The following is a 17,772-nucleotide window of genomic DNA, read 5'->3' on the forward strand; positions in this document are numbered from 1 at the left end:
ATTTTCCATTTATTGGCCTGGTAATCAACTCAGTCCCCCCCCCCTTTTTTTGAACGGTCTCACCAAAAAAAGTAACAAGACACCATTGATCTTTAATTACTTACTTAAGCTAGATGAAAATTCAGGTCCATTTACCAATCACAACCTTAAAACTGTATTGACCGATCATGAGTTAATACGAACAAGCAAAAAGTTATCCAATAGCTTTTAAATCGAACACTTTATCTGAAACTTGCTGGTGGATACTTACCGCCCAAAGTTTCATCTTGTTCAAAACACCTTAAAAATGCATCTACTATGTAAGCATCGTAAAGACTGTTTCGTCCTTCGATCAGAGTTTCAATAGCCTTAGTTGCACCTAGAGCTTTTCTATAAGGCCTATCACTTGCCATTGCGTCAAATGTATCAGCTACAGCCACGATACGCGCTTCCATCACAATTTGCCTCCCCTTCAAGCCCTTTGGGTAACCAGAGCCATTTAATCGTTCATGATGTTGTTCAATAATATTGATTACAGGCCAAGGAAAAGAGACATGTTTGAATATACTTGAGCCGACTTCTGAGTGACTTTTTAGAAGGTTATACTCTGCGGATAAGAGCTTTTCCGTTTTATTAAGTATTTGCAATGGAATAGCAATTTTCCCAATATCATGAACGAGTGCTCCGATGAGTAGCCCTTCTTTTTGGTGCGCTTCTATATTTAAATCTTCTGCAATTAGTCCACATAGGTGCGCAACGTTTCTTTGATGAGAAGAAGTGTATTCATCACGAACTTCAAGTGCTTTTGAGATCGCCTCGATCATCTCAACTAATACCGAATACGGGGTGTGGGATTCAAAAAGATATCGGTGAGCATGGCTAGCGAGATCAACCTCACTTGATTTACTTTCAATATCTGACCAAACTTGATTAACCCAGAGCCAAAATTTCTTAATAGAACCTTCACAATACTCAGTTTCAGAGTTACCGACCCCGATCACGGCAACTACTTGACCACATTTCAACACAGGCACACTAAAATGATGACAGACAGGCATATGCCCTCCAAGCATTGAACCTGCAGTTAGATCGTTAATGTTGTGATGATTATGGATAACAGGGCATCTATTTCGAATACTATCTGCCCATACACCAGCTAATGCAAGTGGATAATGAGTTCCGTGACTTGTATAGCAATGATCTAAAGCACTAGTCGACCAGACATTTAGTTCAATCTCATTTTTTACGGGGTCAAAAAAATGCAGATAGCCTATCTGAGAGTTAGCTTTCTGCACAAATAAGTCGATTAGATCTCGATAAAAGTCGTGCTTTGTCAAGTATTCACTCTTAAGTAACAGATTGATATCCATGCTGGTTCTTTTTTTGTTTGCATACTTAGAGTATAGACGAGATCGATATGGTTCCAATAGAGATAAATGAGCCAGCTCAATTCCGATTCGAATCCAAAGTGTGCGACTAATACCGGATAAATTTAAACGATTTGGTTAGAGGCCTGTTGATTGTTAAAGTGATCTGCTCCAGATACACTGGACGCAAAGTTATGTGGCTTTTTATCAACGCAAGAAACGTTTAAACGCAAATAGATGTGCGTTTGGTATTCGCTTGACCAATTAATTACATTACTGGATTGGCCGTCGTCATAGATACCAAATCGACGTTTGGGTGTGATCACCGCTTGTTTTTTAAAGTCACGAGCCGTGAGCTCGGAAAGTGCCGCAAAATGAGTAGGCGTTTTCATAGGACGCTCCTTATTCTTTAATCCAATGGATGAGGGTATAAACACTGTTCAACACTTTTTGATACAAGCTCTCTAGTACGTTATTACGCGCGATACCTTCCCCCCAATAAGGGAGATTAAGCTGAGTGCGCTCAATATGAATCACGATGGGTTGGCGATCATCACCATGACGTACTTTTGCTAAGACCAACGCACCGGTCACAAAAATTGGGGGGATTGGTTGTTCCATTTTTTTCTCCATGAAAAGCAGGGTTACGGTTAAGATACAAGTCGGATATCAAAGTTGAACCCACGACAGCGGTAGCGCTCACCCTGCTTTTGAAAACGTAAACCAGGGAAGACCGAGCCATAAGAGGCATACACAATGACTTCCTCACTGCTTTCTCGTAAATGCCACTCACCAAGCCCGATACTGTTATCTAGATCCAGTAAAAGCTCATATAAGTCATGATGATGAAACTTTTTCTGTCCGATGCCGGGGAACTGAATGTTGATCGTATCACGAACTCTTTGTTCTTTTAATTGAGCGATATCATCCAATTGCTCAGGACTCTTACCGCGACAGAACATTTTCAGGTGTTGTACGCGCTGCACAATCGCGTGACGCTGTGATGGTACGGTTGGCGTCTGTGGTGCCTCCATTCCTTTTATCGACTGACGCAACGCCTTCACTTGGCAGCGAAGCGCCACTGGATCTATCGCTCGGTTTGATTGTTGTTTCATGTCAGCATCCCCAAGTTAGAATTCCGACGTGCCAATCTAGTCACCTTCTCTCTCAAAGGCATCCCATGGTTCGATAGTCTCGTCCTTCTCTTCCCATTGCTCCGCCAGGCCTTCCAAACACTGCTCGACGGAGACCAGATCTTACCCTTGGGCTGGTTGAGGTAACACTTAGCCAGGCCATCTTTAGGTAGCGAACAAAAGAATTTCGTAGGATGAACATGATCCGTTTGCGCCACAAACTGTACGGCCACCTCTTCGTTGAGATTCCACACGTACGTTTTTAGGTCCTCAAAAGACGCCTCATCATTTACGCCTTCACGCTGCGCTAAGATCTGCTTTGAATCGCAGTCAATCAGTAGAATGAAGCCCATTTCGCCCTCGGACAAAGAGACATCATGTTTTGGTGAGCTTTCGTGCTCCAGCGACGAGACGCTGGTCGCTGGATGGCATGTAGAGAGAGTCAGGGTTGAGTTTTGTTGCGCCATGGGGAGTTTCCTTTTTGTTTGAGTATCACCTTTCGGAGCCGCTTAGCTGTCCATCGGGCTTTCATGGTTCTCAATAACAAGGGCGCGAAGCGTTCATATACCCTTGTTATTGGGGTTCTGAAAGGTCATGGTCAACAGCTTGCGAGTCCGAAAGGTGAAACGAGTAGAAAGGAAAATCGGCGCATAAAAAACTCGGCCCTTACTCTGTCTTGATGACAGGCAGTGAAAGGCAACGAGGAAGGATGACGAGGCGTAGCGAACGAAGTGAGCGTAGGCGTTGGGTGATTGTTCGCAGGAACGGAATGCCACATCGAGCTTTGCTCGATATCCGTGGCACCCGTTATCGTGGGAGGAGCGAAGCGACGGAATGAACCGAGCGAAGCGAGAACGCCCGATAAAACATCAGGCTTTGCAAGAAGAGTCTCACTAACGCTCGAGTATTATCTGCGCTCCGTGACTTCTCAGCGCTCTTTTCAGGCAAGGGTTTACGGTGAAATTGCTAATGAACCCAATCTTCCAGTTTCAACCCTTCGACACGCTGGAACTCTCTCGTGTTATTGGTGACTAACACACAACCTGTCGCGATGGCATGACCAGCAATAGCCGTATCGTTATTACCAATCGGTGTACCTTTTGCCATTAGGCTGCGCTTTACTTCGGTTGTTGCATCAACTGCCACTTTATCCCAAGGCAATATTTCATCAACACGCTTTAGAAATTCGGCAACAAGCACAGCATGTTTAGGGGAAGCTTTTTTACCTAATAACCCGTACTGCATTTCTTGGTAGGTGATAGCGGAAATGACGATTCGGTGTTGTTTACCAACCACATCCTGTAACATTTTCAATACCGCGATAGGTTGTTCTCTCATAATGAATGAACAAATACACGTATCGAGCATGTAGTTGATTTTTTTATTCAAAATTGAATCGCCCTTCATCTTTAATCACATCTTCACGGTTAGCCATGAAATCCTCATCGGGCTTTTCTTGCTCACCAAATGACAACCAGTCTGGACGAGCTGGGCGCAAGGTGATCACATCCCCCTCCTTGTGAATTTCAAGCTCATTAACTCCATCAAACTCAAAATCTTTTGGTAGACGAACCGCTTGATTCTTACCATTTTTGAAAATAGACACTGTTCTCATAATACACTCTCATTTGGCATATGCTTGACATATGAATAGTGTAAATAACACACTGCCTATGTCAAGCAACTGAATGCGGCTTGAGACATAAATTTATACGTAATTTATAGGCTGTTACTGTTAAAGAATGGTTTGAACTGTCTTACCTGATCCAGAAACTTCTTTGGTATAAAGACTTTCTGCCTTGTCCCATTCTAATTAAGCCGGGTCATTTTAAAAGGTTATGAGCAGAGTATTCCGATTTGAATTCGTTAACCATCGAGTTTACTGCTGACTTCAAGTCATGGTTGTTTCCTACTTGAATTGATGTTTTCCCCAAGCCCCATTTGATTACTCATCTCTATAACGCCACACAGCACATGCCGACTATTCAGCTAATCCGAATAATGATTTCAAAATTTGCACCATTATCAATTTTAATTTTATGAATATAATGGCCCCCATTAGCGGGAAAGGTGAAATACCCATGATAAAACACAAGCAAACAATCGTGATCATTGGTAGAACTTCTGGTTTTGGTGAAGCTGTCGCCAACAATTCTCTAGGTGATGCCAATATCATTCATGTTGCTGGCCTTAGCACTGGACTCGATGTGAATGACGAGAAACAAACTTGTGCTTACTTCGAGTCGATGGGTGCTTTTGATCATCGAATGATTACTGGGGGCTCATATGCTCTAGTAGGAAAAGTCATCGATGTTGATATCGCTGACGCTAAAGCAGCGTTTGATACCAAGTTCTGGGGAACCATTAACGCGGCTAAACCTACAGCAAGATCCCTTAAACCAACGAGGGCAATCACCGTAACGAGTGGGATGCTATCAAGAAAGGTTGTTGTAAACACTTACCTCAAACGCCATCAATACAGCCCTTAAAACTGTCACTAAAGTGCTCGCTAAAGAGCTCGCTAAAGAGCGCCCGGCTCGAGTTAACGCAATTAGCGCTGGTCTAACGATGACTGTCGCGAACAAGAGCATGGATGAAACCAATCGTAATTCAATGTTAGCCAATGCTGCCTCGATTTTTCCAGCCGGCAAAGCAAGAGAAGCATCTTAAACAGCGATGGCTTACTCACTGGCAATCAGCAACAAATACATGACAAGCTCGAGCACCGATGTTGATGGCGGCGAGTTCGTTAACTAATCAATCCGAATAAGCGGCTGAGTTATGTCTAATCAGCCGCCAATAGCCTAGGAAAATAAAATGAAAAAAGAATCTATACCATTCCAAGTTTGGATTTTAACACTCGCGGCATTTGCAATTGGTACTGCTGAATTTGTTATTGCAGGTATTCTTCCTCAAATAGCCACATCCTTAACCATTACAGAGGGCCAAGCCGGTTATTTAATCAGTGCTTATGCTTTAGCCATTGTAATTGGCGGCCCCATTCTTACTATTTATCTCTCACGTTTTAATAAGAAAGGCGTTTTGTCTGGCTTGATGATTTTATTCATCATCGGTAATGTGCTTTCTGCTTATGTGCCTAATTATAATTTTCTGTTTGTAAGCCGTATCATTGCCGGTCTTGTTCAAGGACCGTTCTATGGGATCGGCGCTGTTGTAGCAACGAACCTCGTCTCTGAAAAAATGGCCGGCCGTGCGGTTGGTCAGATGTTCGCAGGCCTAACCTTGGCGAACGTTCTTGGGGTTCCTGCAGGGACTTGGATTGGTCTTACTTATGGCTGGCATTCAACATTCCTCGTTGTTGCCGCATTAGGTGCTTTAGCAATGCTTTCTATTATTGCCTTCATCAAATCAACGGGTCACGGTGAAGCGAAAGATGTTCAGTCTCAGCTACGCGCCTTCAAAAACCCTGCCCTACTGCTCAGCTTAGCGATCACGGTCTTTGCTTGGTCTGGATTCATGACGCTTTACGGTTACTTAGCACCGATTGCTATGCACATAACAGGTTACGGTGACAATGCTGTGACATGGATCCTTGTCATCGTGGGTGCGGGTCTGATCATTGGTAACATGCTTGGCGGTCGCTCTTCTGACAAAGATCTAAATAAAGCATCAATGTTCTGGTCCATTGCGATGATCGTCTCACTTGTTGTGGTTGGTCTGGTTGTTGATAACAAGCTCCTATTCGTCCTCGCTGCCTTCATCTTTGGTGTTGCCTCATTCGCCAACGTGCCTGCTATGCAACTTCGAGTGATGAAGCATGGGGGTGATGGTCAAGAACTCGCTGCCACCGCCAACATCTCAGCCTTCAACTTGGCCAACGCATTTGGTGGGCTCCTTGGTGGAATGGTACTGGATAGCCACCTTGGCGCAGGAATGATCCCATACGCCGCCATTATAGTGCCTATTATCGGTCTATTCTTCATCGCTAAAGCAAACCGCAATGACGAAGCCGAAAATGCAAAACCAGCGACAATAGCCAACTAATCAAGATAAGGCCCATCTACTGGGCCAGTAATTAAAGGTGAATGAAATGAACACTTTTGATAAGTCATTACGACTCCTAACCATCATGACTGCAGTGGTCACTATCTTCTTTTCAGTCCACGCCTTGCTAGAGTACGGGCTGAATACCTGGGTATTTATTTCAACGGGTGCATTTATAACGGTGCTCATTGTCTCACTCGTTAAGACGTACAAAAAAGGTCACGTTGAATTTTTTGGGTTAATTGGTTCAATGCTTGGTGGGTTAACTCTTGGAAGACTGTTCTCAACAATGCATTTTGAACCGATCGATCTTTCAACGCTGTCATCACTTGACCCTCTCATGGTTGCTGAAACAGGACCTGGCATACAAAGCATTGCGTTCACAAGTACATTACTTTTCGCGTTATTGGCCATACAGATCATAAGACTTCCTTGGCAGAAAATGCGGTTAGCTCAAAGTCATCCCATTATCAGTCCAAACGCTTACGAATGGGGCATGACGCTAGTAAGAATTTACGTTGGCATGATGTTCGTCGCTCATTTCACTGGTCATATATTGGCTGGGGGCGCCCCATTTGCCGTCTTCTCCGACTACTTTGGTGGCATTGGGCTTCCATTCCCTCACGCGTTTGTCGTATTAGCGGGTGTTATTGAGCTATCTCTTGCCATCATGCTTTCATTTGGGCTAATGACTCGATTAGCTGGTTTTGTCTCTGCAATATATCTCTTCGTTTCGGTCGGTCTTGGTGGCCACTATGCTGTCGGGTATGTCTGGGTGCTTCCAACTGGCGGTTGGGAATTCCCAGCAATGTGGATATTTGTTTCTGGCATATTCGTGTTAGCGGGAGGTGGAAAATCATCCGCAGATCATTGGCTAAGAGAAAAATATCAATATAACTCAAGCAAGCTTAAAACTTTAATCGCTTAGTTCGACCAAATAACGAATAGGATTGAAACAACGAAACTATACACCGATGAACACTGCCCATTTTGCGCACGAGTACGTTACGTCGCTGGCATGCTAAACATAAATCCAGAAATTGTTGTTAGATATGATGATGAGCAAACGACTGTTGATATTATTGTTAAAAAACAAGTTCCAATCCTTATAAAAGGTGATGGCGATGTCATATCAGAAAGCCTAGATATTATTGAGTGCGTTCTTAGCCTTTCTGATTCAACAAACAAAGGGATCCCTTCAGATTCAATTACGGAATAGCAAAAGCAATCAACCGGTGTTCTTCAAAAGATTGGGTATCCACGCTGGTATCAAATGGTTCTTGGAGAGTTTGGCTCTGATTCAGCTAAGGCACTATGGCGCGCAAGAAAAGAAACTGAAAGACTTAACTTTGACAGGCTAGTTGCTGACTCAGCTGAAATCACTAAAGATGCGGAAGCATTAATTGATAAAGCCTGGTCTTTTCTCTATCTCGATTCTCACCATCAAATGAATGTTGTTGATAACGCAGTCGTGTTTTCTATACTTCGCGAATTCTTAAGCCTGTGAGAGATCAATTCGGATCCAGCCGTTAAAAACTGGATGGAACCTGCTAGTAAACAAGCCAACGTTAAACTAATTAAGTAAGGTTTAGCGCTGCAAAACCGTGTCGTCATGCCTGCCAATCTGCCGGGGTTGACACTTCATACACAGACTCTGCGATGTCTTGATATTCGTAACGCACATCATCACTTAATAAACGCCGATCTCGACAACCATATACTACTGATAGTATTGAAATATCGCCTTAATTTCGAGGTATTAGCCATTTTCAAAATACCATCATTCACCATTACATTAAAAGTGTTCTCCCATGCATCATATCAAGTTAACGGTACAAGTTACGCATAACATCCATAGCATATCATTTATCAATATCACGCAGGTTAGCCATAGGTAAACATAATGTTAATGTTGTTGTCATTAAGAGCCCAATTCTGAATGTACGGAATTGATTACTAACAAGTACATTTTCATTACACTGAATTTTTACGCATAACAAATAAGGATTAAGCGCTGCGCAGCCAGCGTTAAATCCCGGGTGTTGAACAAGCCCGTTGCCACTTCTTATAGTAAATTGTGCGATCTGGTTTGGTGGGCGCATCGCCTTGAGGTTTTTTCAAGGCGAGCGAAACTGAGATAAGATTGCGATAGCAATATTATCAATCAGTTAGCTGTTTTATTATCGTCTTTTGGGGTCGCTCTCCTCTGATTTCATTTCGGTCATTATCCTTATTATGTTTGCCTTTCGGCTATCTCGGTCGCGTTATTCCCACGCACGCCATCTCATGCTGGCAGCACGGGCAGGTTCGTATGGCTTTGGCTCTGATGGTCGTGGTCATTGGTGGGGTTTGATAAAACAGGTTTAACAACAAGAGCTGAATACGCACCCGTTGCGCTTTCGCTTGGCCGCGTAAAAAACCGTAGTCTCTTACTCGCTGCAACCCTTTAGGCAGCACGTGTTGCAAGATGAGCAGCAAGAACTCAATCGTGGGTAAAGTGCGTGTCTTTATTACATTGGTTTTACTTTCTTTGTAGCGGAAGGTGACGCTATGGTTATCGCTGTGAATGATGTCGTTGTCTGGCAGCACGCCTCGGTACAGGTAGCGTGATAGATATTCCAACGCGGGCTCCCCATAGCCCACGCTTTGACAGTCAACGACCCACTGTTTCGGTATCGACTTGGGTAGCCACAGTTGCGGATGTTGATTGATGGCCTCCAGCAACCGCGCGCGCCAAACTCTGGCGAGGGCGAACTCGTTAAACAAGTACCGTTTGTTGCCCTTGTGCCATACTTGTTTGGATGAGTCATACCTTCCGCCTGCCGAGATAATGTGTAAGTGCGGATGCAGGTCTCTTTTTCTGCTGTGGGTATGCAGTACGGCGGTAAAACCCAGTTCCCCCTTTTGCTCTTTTTGAGCGAAGCTTTTCAGCACGCTGGCAGCAACCGAGAACATCACTTGATACAGCGCTTTGGGCTGTTTCTTAGCGAGTATTCTCAGTTGATATGGCAAGGTAAAGGTGGTCATAAAGTAGTGTATTGGTAGCAGCTTTTGTTTTTGGCGCAGCAGCAATCACAAGTGGTGCGGTGTTGGCATTGTGGGCAATGTCGATGTCCACAAGAGAGCGGCAATCGGTCATCGTGATGGCAGTGCGAACAAAGCCATTGTGAACGGCCTTGTTGCTCGGTTTTACACCTAAGCATGGCAGACATCGCCTTGCGAATGTCGTGGCTGACTTGAGCGTTCACTTCTGGTGATAGGAGGTGGCGCTCAAGCTCATCTTTATGAGCGCGCAGCAGTTCAATGAAAGTACTCATGCTTCCTCCCACATTAAGGTCAATGCATCCGCAAGTTGGTTTGCGGCCAGTGCCGCATCGCGCTGTTTGAGTTGCGTCATTCTTGTGTAGCGTGCGGTGGTGTTCAGACTGGCGTGGCCCAGCAAGGTTTGCAGTGAACGAAGGTCGAGCCCTTGCTCCAATAGGTGCGTGGCATAACAATGCCTGAGCGAATGAGGGGAGACCAGTTTTTGGATACCGCAGTCCTTGAGTACCAGTTTCATGGCCTTTTGAACGCCCCCTCTGTCCATGGGGTTATCGATGTTTTTGCCAAGGCCAGGGAATATCAGTCTCGGATGTTTATGGGTGGCCCAATGCGCCCGCAGCGCATGAAGGGTTCGCATGGGCAAGGGCACCAATCGGTCTTTGCCGCCTTTACCATCTCGAACGTGCACTTGCATTGTGTGTCTGTCGACATCGTGGATAGTCAAGTGTAGCCCTTCACTCAAGCGGAGCCCCATCGTATATAAGGTCAGAAAGAAGACTTGATAGCGGCGCTGCCTTGTCATGCTAATGAGCAGAGCGACTTGCTGTGGCGTCATGATGTCGGGTAGTTTTCTAGTTTGAGGTGGCTTGATGATATCGAGCCATACCCACTGTTTATTCAAGGTGTAGCGATAGAAGAACTGTAAGCCATTACGGTCGAGTTTAACGGTGCTCCATGAGTGAGTGCTTATCAAGCTGGCGAAGTATTCTTTTAAATCAGCCGTGTTCAATGTATCGGGACAACAGTCAAAGAACTCGCTAATCCTACGTACCGCGCGAGAATAAGCATCAATGGTAGCGGGTCGTTTACCTTGCAGGGTTAAGTTGGTAAGGTGTTGTTCATAAGAACAATTGTATCGCTCTAGTTCGGTTGTGTTCATGGTATGTACTCCTGTTATCCGCCATCGTAGTGATGGGGCTACAGTGAGTATGGATGGAGTGCGCCTTACTCTGCCGCGGAGCGGCTTCGTTCAACTATCAGCTAGATACCCAGCACATTAGAGTCTAAGTTCTAATTTTCATGATTGACTGTTTTATTAAATAATATATTTTTGCACTCGAATTAAATACCTACCAAGGATATGCATGATTGTTATTTCTCTAGAATCTCTAAACATCGTTACTGAGTTTCTCAAGACGCTAAATATTAAGAACAACACTATTTTCATAAACGATGGTACCGCCTCAAGAGAGCTAGTAGATTTTGAAGTCAAAAGTCTTGATTTTGAAGTGAATGGCATGTATCAAGCGCTAGAGTCAGAGTACGTATTACACTTCCAAGATGCGAGTATTACGTATAGCCTCAATGGAAACAAAATCCAGATTCAACCTTTCATGTCATCTTTAACACCTTCAGATAATGGTATGCCTTCAGAAGTATCAGCATTTCATTTTTAACTTTGATAAAGCGAATCTGAGCAGATTAAATGGAGTTAACCACCCTATTTTGACTATTTAGTGTTTACGCTAGAGACAGTTCGCTTTTATTAGTAAATTGTCTTATACAGCCATAAGAAATTAGTTGCTTTTCGCGTATTGAGCCCAAAAATCATTGATGCTATAAATATGTGAAAGCGCTTATAACTAGAGAAACTAAAATGGCTTTAATTATTGGACCAAGCGAAAAAGTAGGAAGAAGTGGTGGTTCGTTTCAAGAATGCAACGCCTTAGGCACTGTCCTTTTTGGAAGGTACTGTACTATAAGAGATCATGAACAAGCTCCACCGACAAAAGCGTCAGGCAGAAAATGGAAACAGATATTCAGAACGCCTGACAACATTGAAAATTAAGATTAAGCCACTGATTTCATTGGCTTTTTAAATTCAAAGAAGTTTACCTATTCACCGCAGCCCTATGAGATTGTAACTTTATCTATCAATTTGCTTTAGAGCTTTCGAAACCTCAATAGTTGAGCTAAAATTCTTGTTCTGTATCAGAACCGATCTCTAGTAGAGCTATACCAAAAAGAAGCGCTGAGGAAGTTCATACAGTGATGACATGGCAATAAGATCAGAATTACGACGAGAAAGGAAAAAACCTACAGCATCGTTATAAGCTTCGAGGAAAATCATAGAAACTGTCATCAAGCAAGCAATTGAATTAAGGAAAGAGGCTAAGTATCAAGAATCGAGGGCTTTGCTCTTAACACTCTTAACCAATGAGAGGTATTCTGCTAAGGCTCACTTGCAAATTGCTTAGTCGTACGACAATGAAGGTAAAGAGCGAGAAGCGGTTGCTCATTATTTATTATCTCTTTCGGGTTTGCTTTCGCTTGTAGAAAGATTTGATGCTTTGTTTGGGCTAGCAGCGAGTACCTATCGAAGCCTTGGTATGTATTCAGAGGCATTAATCTATTTCGAGCAAACTCTAAATGAGTATCCTAGTTCTATCGAAGTTCAGCCTTTCTACGCTATGTGTCTTTACAATTTGGGACGCCATAAGGAAGCGACATCATTACTACTTAAACTTTTGGTATCAACCACAAACAGTGATGCCATTAATGAGTATCAGCGAGCAATTTCTTTATACGCACAAGATTTAGATAAAACGTGGTGAAATGCAACGCGGTCAAGCAAAGAACTTAAATCAGTATGACTCTTGTTTAGAGTGATGAGATGTCACGGAGCACAGATAATACTCAATCGTAAGTGAGGCTCTTGGTTGTGGTGACTCTTCGGGCAAAACATTACGTTTTTTCTCCTCTCGGAATAACGGATATCAAGCAAAGCTGGATGTGGCAATCTGTTCCTGCTAACAATAACCCAACACCGTGTCCGCCCCATGAAACCACGGGGCAGATATATAATAGTTGATTTAATATAACTGTATCACTTTAATGGCGATCACTTGAACGCTCCCATCTTAGATTGAACGTTATGAGCCAAGCTACTGATTTCCTTACATGCTATAGCGGTTTGTGAAGTGCCTTCTGCCGTTTCTGAGGAGGCTGTATTAAGATGCTCAACACTTCGATCTAACTCTTATGACACTGAGTTTTGTTCACTACAAACTGTTGAAATATGAGTACTCATCTGAGCAACGCTCTCTACAGAGTGCTCGCTCATATCAATTTGTTCACCGGCCTCATTCAACTAATCTACACATGTAGCGATACCACTCAGACACTCACGGCTTACCTCCCCCTTTTTGACGGTTTTTTCTTGTAAATCATCAACAATCTCTACAATCTGAGTGTAGATTCTTGCGTTCGTTGAGCCAGAGAACGATCTTCATCAGCTACTACTGCAAAGCCTCGTCCTTGCTATCCTGCTCTGGCTGCTTCTATTGCACCATTCAGTGCCAATAGGTTGGTTTGTTCCGCAATCCCTCTAATAACATCGACAACTACATTTATGCTAGTAGAGCTATTTTCTAAATTACTCGCTAACTAATCTGTGTTTTGTATTGTTTTAGTGACCTGAGCAATTTCTTGGATTGTTTTATTTAGGATCTCGGTTCTATGCTTTGCAACTTCAGTGGCTGAGTGTGATCCACTTTCTATATTGTGCTAACTCATTAACTGCGCCTTTATTTCAGTCATAGCTGATCCAACAGAACTCACTCCAATTGTCGATTTTGCACTCTTAAAGCCGTTTGAGCGGATATTGCACTCACCTCTTCCACCGCTGCTGTTAATTGAATTGTTGAATCACTAACTTCTGAAATTAAGGAGTGAACATTGTTCTGCATTGATACTAACTCATTAAGCAAACTCCCAAGTTCATCTTTAGTTAACTCTCTTTCATCAATTGTATTATTCAACTGACCTTTAGCTACCTGAGAAGCAAACCACAAAGCTCTATTAAACGGTTTATAAATTATTCGAAATAACAGAGTTGATAAAAAAATTGTCCTGCCTCATCGTAACCTAAGCAAATTTAGCGTACACCCAAGTGCTATCGATAACGCCCGAGGGCAAACGCCGAGCATGGCTTAACTTCGCCTCTAGACAAAAGCCACATCGTTCTGCGACTGCTCGGCTCTGTTGATTAGATCCAGCCATCTTTATTTCAAGTCGCTTGGCCCTTTTTTCTTCAAATGCATAACGCTCAACCAAGGCCAACGCTTCTGAAATGAACCCTTGTCCGGTTTTCCCAGTATCTAGCCAATACCCCAATTCGAAATAAGGTACGGTCGCATCTCGTACAATAAACCCCACGACACCGATAAACGACTGAGTCTGCTTTTCAACAATATTAAACCAAAACCCATCGGTAAATTGGTGATAGTTATCGACGGCCATTTGCACATTGTTTTCCAACGTTTGCAACGTCAATGATTCGGTCACCCACGGCAAAAATGTTGACAATTCGGTCTGACTATTGGTGATCACGCGCCACATTGCATTGGTGTATTTATGTGACGGCGGTGTTAATATAATCCGAGTTGATTCCATATTTCCCTCAATGTTTGGCAGCCTGATGATCCACGTATTAATAAGCGACTCGTTAATGATGTTGAAGACCAAGCCGCATAATAATCTTGTGGAGACACGACCTAAGCTCAGGCTACTCTAGTTGACTCACTCCCACCCGATTCTACTATGTCGCGACCAACGTTGTTAAGTGAGCGCAACTTCAATAACGTCCGAAAATATTATTTATCCGGTTTAATACAACCTAATACTAAGAGAAAATTGTAACACGAAGTGGTAAGACCCCAGAACCCTATACACTTTCAAGCTTCTGATAATACTGTCTTTCGTATTCATTCGGGGACAGTCCACCATTAGGACCATGATTCCGTTTTGGACTGTAGAAGCACTCGATATATTCAAATATCTCAGAGCGTGCTTCATCACGGGCTTTATAGAACCTTCGCTTTACTCGATCTTTCTTGAGCAGAGAGAAGAAACTCTCAGCAACGGCGTTATCGTGACAGTTTCCCCTTCTACTCATGCTAATTTCCATATTGTGCTCTTTTAGGAAACTGCGCCAATCGCTAGAGGTATACTGCACACCTTGCTCTGAGTGAACTAGAACCTGTTCGCTTGGCCGTCTTCGCCAAATAGGCATCAATGACAAGGTCGGTTTTTGGACTGCTTTTCATCGTCCAGCCAACTACTTTTCTAGAAAATAAATCGATAACGACGGTGAGGTAAAGCCAACCTTCATAGGTACGAATATAAGTAAAGTCCGTCACCCAGCTTGTATCAGGTTTATCAATGGTAAACACTCGGTCTAGGACATTTGGGGCGGCTAAATCGGCTTTGCCGGAATGGAAACCTTTGTGTCGCTTATATCCACGCACAGCCTTAATGTTGGCGGATTTTATTAGTCGGTAAACCCGATTCTTACCACAGGACTCACCATCACTTTTTAAATCAATGGTGAGATTGCGATATCCGTACACGCAACCACTCTCGAGCCAAAATTGTTTAATCTTTCCGAGCAAACGTTGGTCTTCTTTGCCTCGAGTGCTGAGAGGGTGTCGACACCAGTCATAAAAGCCACTGCGCTCAATTCCAAGAGCACCACAAACAACCATACGCGGATACTTTTGGAGTCGTTCTCTTATAACGTGTACTTTTCTTTGACTCCCCTGCAAAGTACACCGCGGCTTCCTTTAATATGTCCCTCTCCATCGTGACCCGCTTTAAATCAGCTCTCAGCTGGCGTATCTCTGCGCTTTGATCGTCTTCCTGCTTACGCTGCTTCTCAGGCTTGTCGTACTTTTTAACCCAATCACACAAGGATTTGTAACTGACTCCCAATCATTGAGCTACCGAACTGAGAGGATGCCCTTGCTTTGTGACTTGCTGGACGGCTTGAATTTTAAATTCTTCTGGGTAGCATTTTCCGCTCATGATTACACCTCATAGTTTGTTCAATTATATAACTATTTAGTGTATGGGGAACTGGGGTCTTACCAATTTTTTCTGGTTGGCTTTGCCGTGACCGCTCCATTGATAATCAGCTACACTCACTACACGTAACAACCTAGGACTCAATTCAAAACAACCAAATATAAGCAATATACTTAGGCGCTAATTGATTTCACCTCTCCAACATAAAGAACAACCCACTACCTCGCGTTGCGCCGCAGAAAAATCGTCACAAAATAAACGGCGTTTGTTTAATTTGTGGCGCATTTGAACAAAGCGAAGCGCGTTAGTTCTGTATGATATTCACTCAATCGAGTTGAGATACGCATGATGAAGAAGCAAACAAGTTAAACCGCGACGAGGCAAATACGGACTACTAATGATCAAGCTGACCGTCTCGTTGGACGGAAATTGGTTTGCGTTGTTAATCAATTCGATGAAATTAAAATCGACAGGTGATAGAAAGAGGCATCTCTACAAAACGTCACTCCATTAAATTCAGATTCAGATTCAGAATAACTAGCAATTGAACTGTTGAAATTACCAGAGTATAGTTATCTGCCGTGTTAGATATGCTACCTAGACGTTTAATGGAATAGTAAAATGTGCTTAGTCGTTAGGTGTGGTTGTACTCGCTGCCCGCCACTTTTATAAAATATCAACGTAATCCTGTTGTTTAAGGCGCATTGCTGTGCGTCATGATATTTTATTGGAGTTTAAAAATGACTATTGATACTCTCGTTGCCTTCGCTGGCATCGTTTTTTTATTGGCTATGATCCCAGGCCCCAACGCACTTCTAATTTTATATACCTCTTTGTCTGAAGGAAAACGTCTGGCATTTGTCAATGTGCTCGGTGTAAGTTTTGGTTTTCTGGTGCATGCATTTGTATCAGCACAAGGGCTAAGCCTTATACTGTCCCAATCTTCTACGGCTTTTAACATCTTTAAATGGCTAGGGGTAGGTTATTTATTTTGGTTGGGCGTAAGTCACGTCACTAAGGGCTTAAAGCAGTCTGAGTCAAAAATGGAACCAAAGCAACACGCGATTAACCCGTCTTTAATGAGTAGCTTTATCAAAGGATTGTTAACTAATTTACTCAATCCAAAGATAGTGTTGTTTTATTTGTCCATCTTTCCACAGTTTATTTCACAACAACATATTTTAGAGCAAAGCATGATATTAGGACTCGTTCAGGCTTTGGTTGTTGCTGGCTGGTTTCTTGTGGTGATCCTGTTTGCTACAAAACTCAAAGCATTACTAACAACCCCTAAAATCGCAAAATGGTTGAACTACATCAGTGGCGGACTCTTTGTTAGCTTTGGCGTTAGTTTAGCCAGCACTAGGTTGTAAGGTTTTCTCTTTCAACGTAAATAAGGGGCAACACTTTGGTTGTCCCCTCGCCCCATTTGTGAGTCGTTTTTTTAGCAACTATAGTTCATACTTTTTTGTGGTAAGATCCTGTCATCAATAGATACCCAACGTCACTAATGTCTGAATATTCCTATCATCAACTGCTTAAATCGACCTTCGAGAACGCGCTAATCCACCTTTACTTCAAAGTGAGTTCTTCTCGCGGCTTTGTTAACGAAAAACAACGAAACAAGATCATCATTGATTTCTTAAAACCAAAAGTGAAGCAAACCCGATATAGCGCTATTAAGAAAAAGCTCAAAACTGTTTGTTTGATGAAGGATAAATTTGGCTCAGTCGAAAAACGATTGGAAAGCGCTTTAAGCCAATATTCAGCGATAGAAAACAAAAACGATGTTGATAAGCTTTACTCTTTATTAGAGCAGCTTGAAAATGCGGGGTTAATGACAAAGCTTGTCGAAGAGACGCCGACTCAGGATCCAAACGTGGTTTATCTTGATAGAGCACATATTGATAACTGCTTCAATGATGACAATCGCCAAATTGCTCCAATCTCCTTGTTCATACATACTAATGAATTAGCCAAATTTACTAAATGCTTAACAGAGCAACTTTACTTCAAATTCGAGCAGTATCAAGTAAGTGAAGAGTTAAAAAACTATCACTACCAACTTCATCCAATTAGCTGACTGACTAAACAGCCATTGCTGCGCTGTACTCATTTTATGCGATTTGTAGACATGAAAGACCCAGCATTGTCAAAAGCTAAAA

The 17,772-nt window shown here is 42.9% G+C and carries 14 protein-coding genes and 6 pseudogenes; 8 read left to right on the forward strand and 12 right to left on the reverse strand.

The genetic code is table 11. From position 1 onward, the window contains the following. Positions 1–221: 221 nt before the first annotated feature. The 6 genes from VTAP4600_RS17245 to vapB all read right to left on the reverse strand — a co-directional run bounded on the left by VTAP4600_RS17245 (position 222) and on the right by vapB (position 4,094). The gene (locus VTAP4600_RS17245) at positions 222–1,349 is read right to left on the reverse strand and encodes an HD domain-containing phosphohydrolase (protein ID WP_102524056.1); all 1,128 of its coding nucleotides are present in this window, start codon (positions 1,347–1,349) and stop codon (positions 222–224) included. A 122-nt stretch (positions 1,350–1,471) separates the two neighbouring features. Next, positions 1,472–1,738 carry a hypothetical protein gene (locus tag VTAP4600_RS17250; RefSeq protein WP_102524057.1) on the reverse strand — a complete coding sequence of 89 codons (267 nt, stop codon included), beginning with the start codon at positions 1,736–1,738 and terminating at the stop codon, positions 1,472–1,474. Between the two features lie 10 nt (positions 1,739–1,748). Further along, positions 1,749–1,967 carry a hypothetical protein gene (locus VTAP4600_RS17255; protein WP_102524058.1) on the reverse strand — a complete coding sequence of 73 codons (219 nt, stop codon included), beginning with the start codon at positions 1,965–1,967 and terminating at the stop codon, positions 1,749–1,751. A gap of 29 nt (positions 1,968–1,996) precedes the next feature. Continuing rightward, on the reverse strand, positions 1,997–2,461 hold the full coding sequence (locus tag VTAP4600_RS17260) for a hypothetical protein (protein ID WP_102524059.1): 465 nt from the start codon (positions 2,459–2,461) through the stop codon (positions 1,997–1,999). A gap of 984 nt (positions 2,462–3,445) precedes the next feature. After that, positions 3,446–3,868, reverse strand: a complete 423-nt coding sequence (locus VTAP4600_RS17270; protein ID WP_231897961.1) for a type II toxin-antitoxin system VapC family toxin — start codon at positions 3,866–3,868, stop codon at positions 3,446–3,448. After that, positions 3,861–4,094, reverse strand: a complete 234-nt coding sequence (vapB, locus tag VTAP4600_RS17275; RefSeq protein ID WP_102524061.1) for a type II toxin-antitoxin system VapB family antitoxin — start codon at positions 4,092–4,094, stop codon at positions 3,861–3,863. The genes VTAP4600_RS17270 and vapB overlap by 8 nt, the downstream gene beginning before the upstream one ends. Positions 4,095–4,560: 466 nt before the next feature. Between vapB and VTAP4600_RS17280 the strand changes: the two are divergent. The 4 genes and pseudogenes from VTAP4600_RS17280 to grxB all read left to right on the forward strand — a co-directional run bounded on the left by VTAP4600_RS17280 (position 4,561) and on the right by grxB (position 8,069). Beyond that, positions 4,561–5,236: pseudogene (locus tag VTAP4600_RS17280) on the forward strand (SDR family oxidoreductase). A gap of 60 nt (positions 5,237–5,296) precedes the next feature. Further along, complete coding sequence (locus VTAP4600_RS17285; protein ID WP_102524062.1) at positions 5,297–6,484, forward strand: MFS transporter; 1,188 nt, start codon at positions 5,297–5,299, stop codon at positions 6,482–6,484. Between the two features lie 46 nt (positions 6,485–6,530). Beyond that, a complete protein-coding gene (locus VTAP4600_RS17290) occupies positions 6,531–7,412 on the forward strand; it encodes a DoxX family protein (RefSeq protein ID WP_102524063.1) in 882 nt (293 codons plus the stop codon). Positions 7,413–7,433: 21 nt separating this feature from the next. Continuing rightward, positions 7,434–8,069, forward strand: a pseudogene (gene grxB / locus VTAP4600_RS26620) (glutaredoxin 2). A 665-nt stretch (positions 8,070–8,734) separates the two neighbouring features. Here the strand turns inward: grxB and VTAP4600_RS17305 are convergent. Next, positions 8,735–9,801 (reverse strand): annotated as a pseudogene (locus VTAP4600_RS17305) (IS91 family transposase). Continuing rightward, positions 9,798–10,685 carry a site-specific integrase gene (locus VTAP4600_RS17310; RefSeq protein ID WP_102524065.1) on the reverse strand — a complete coding sequence of 296 codons (888 nt, stop codon included), beginning with the start codon at positions 10,683–10,685 and terminating at the stop codon, positions 9,798–9,800. The pseudogene VTAP4600_RS17305 and the gene VTAP4600_RS17310 overlap by 4 nt, the downstream one beginning before the upstream one ends. A 205-nt stretch (positions 10,686–10,890) precedes the next feature. Between VTAP4600_RS17310 and VTAP4600_RS17315 the strand changes: the two genes are divergently transcribed. After that, entirely contained in the window at positions 10,891–11,202 is a 312-nt protein-coding gene (locus VTAP4600_RS17315) for a hypothetical protein (protein ID WP_102524066.1), read from the forward strand. Between the two features lie 672 nt (positions 11,203–11,874). Next, positions 11,875–12,360 (forward strand): annotated as a pseudogene (locus tag VTAP4600_RS17325) (tetratricopeptide repeat protein). 287 nt (positions 12,361–12,647) lie between these two features. Here the strand turns inward: VTAP4600_RS17325 and VTAP4600_RS26625 are convergent. The 4 genes and pseudogenes from VTAP4600_RS26625 to VTAP4600_RS17340 form a co-directional block, all read right to left on the reverse strand. Continuing rightward, a pseudogene (locus VTAP4600_RS26625) lies at positions 12,648–13,150 on the reverse strand (methyl-accepting chemotaxis protein); the annotation flags it as partial. Between the two features lie 212 nt (positions 13,151–13,362). Further along, entirely contained in the window at positions 13,363–13,566 is a 204-nt protein-coding gene (locus VTAP4600_RS26375; protein ID WP_145958593.1) for a hypothetical protein, read from the reverse strand. 106 nt (positions 13,567–13,672) lie between these two features. Beyond that, positions 13,673–14,200 carry a GNAT family N-acetyltransferase gene (locus tag VTAP4600_RS17335; protein ID WP_102524068.1) on the reverse strand — a complete coding sequence of 176 codons (528 nt, stop codon included), beginning with the start codon at positions 14,198–14,200 and terminating at the stop codon, positions 13,673–13,675. A 271-nt stretch (positions 14,201–14,471) separates the two neighbouring features. Further along, positions 14,472–15,610, reverse strand: a pseudogene (locus VTAP4600_RS17340) (IS3 family transposase). A 740-nt stretch (positions 15,611–16,350) separates the two neighbouring features. Here VTAP4600_RS17340 and VTAP4600_RS17345 point away from each other — a divergent pair. Then, entirely contained in the window at positions 16,351–16,980 is a 630-nt protein-coding gene (locus VTAP4600_RS17345; protein ID WP_102524069.1) for a LysE family translocator, read from the forward strand. A 137-nt stretch (positions 16,981–17,117) separates the two neighbouring features. Next, entirely contained in the window at positions 17,118–17,690 is a 573-nt protein-coding gene (locus VTAP4600_RS17350; RefSeq protein WP_102524070.1) for a DUF2913 family protein, read from the forward strand. Positions 17,691–17,772 lie beyond the last annotated feature (82 nt).

It is taken from the genome of Vibrio tapetis subsp. tapetis, assembly GCF_900233005.1.
GTDB lineage: Bacteria > Pseudomonadota > Gammaproteobacteria > Enterobacterales > Vibrionaceae > Vibrio > Vibrio tapetis.

What these genes read in the sequence shown, in the direction of transcription:
- VTAP4600_RS17245 (WP_102524056.1), bottom strand. Translation starts at nt 1,349, where the DNA reads ATGGATATCAATCTGTTACTTAAGAGTGAATACTTGACAAAGCACGAC.
- VTAP4600_RS17250 (WP_102524057.1), bottom strand. Translation starts at nt 1,738, where the DNA reads ATGAAAACGCCTACTCATTTTGCGGCACTTTCCGAGCTCACGGCTCGT.
- VTAP4600_RS17255 (WP_102524058.1), bottom strand. Translation starts at nt 1,967, where the DNA reads ATGGAACAACCAATCCCCCCAATTTTTGTGACCGGTGCGTTGGTCTTA.
- VTAP4600_RS17260 (WP_102524059.1), bottom strand. Translation starts at nt 2,461, where the DNA reads ATGAAACAACAATCAAACCGAGCGATAGATCCAGTGGCGCTTCGCTGC.
- vapB (WP_102524061.1), bottom strand. Translation starts at nt 4,094, where the DNA reads ATGAGAACAGTGTCTATTTTCAAAAATGGTAAGAATCAAGCGGTTCGT.
- VTAP4600_RS17285 (WP_102524062.1), top strand. Translation starts at nt 5,297, where the DNA reads ATGAAAAAAGAATCTATACCATTCCAAGTTTGGATTTTAACACTCGCG.
- VTAP4600_RS17290 (WP_102524063.1), top strand. Translation starts at nt 6,531, where the DNA reads ATGAACACTTTTGATAAGTCATTACGACTCCTAACCATCATGACTGCA.
- VTAP4600_RS17310 (WP_102524065.1), bottom strand. Translation starts at nt 10,685, where the DNA reads ATGAACACAACCGAACTAGAGCGATACAATTGTTCTTATGAACAACAC.
- VTAP4600_RS17315 (WP_102524066.1), top strand. Translation starts at nt 10,891, where the DNA reads ATGATTGTTATTTCTCTAGAATCTCTAAACATCGTTACTGAGTTTCTC.
- VTAP4600_RS17335 (WP_102524068.1), bottom strand. Translation starts at nt 14,200, where the DNA reads ATGGAATCAACTCGGATTATATTAACACCGCCGTCACATAAATACACC.
- VTAP4600_RS17345 (WP_102524069.1), top strand. Translation starts at nt 16,351, where the DNA reads ATGACTATTGATACTCTCGTTGCCTTCGCTGGCATCGTTTTTTTATTG.
- VTAP4600_RS17350 (WP_102524070.1), top strand. Translation starts at nt 17,118, where the DNA reads ATGTCTGAATATTCCTATCATCAACTGCTTAAATCGACCTTCGAGAAC.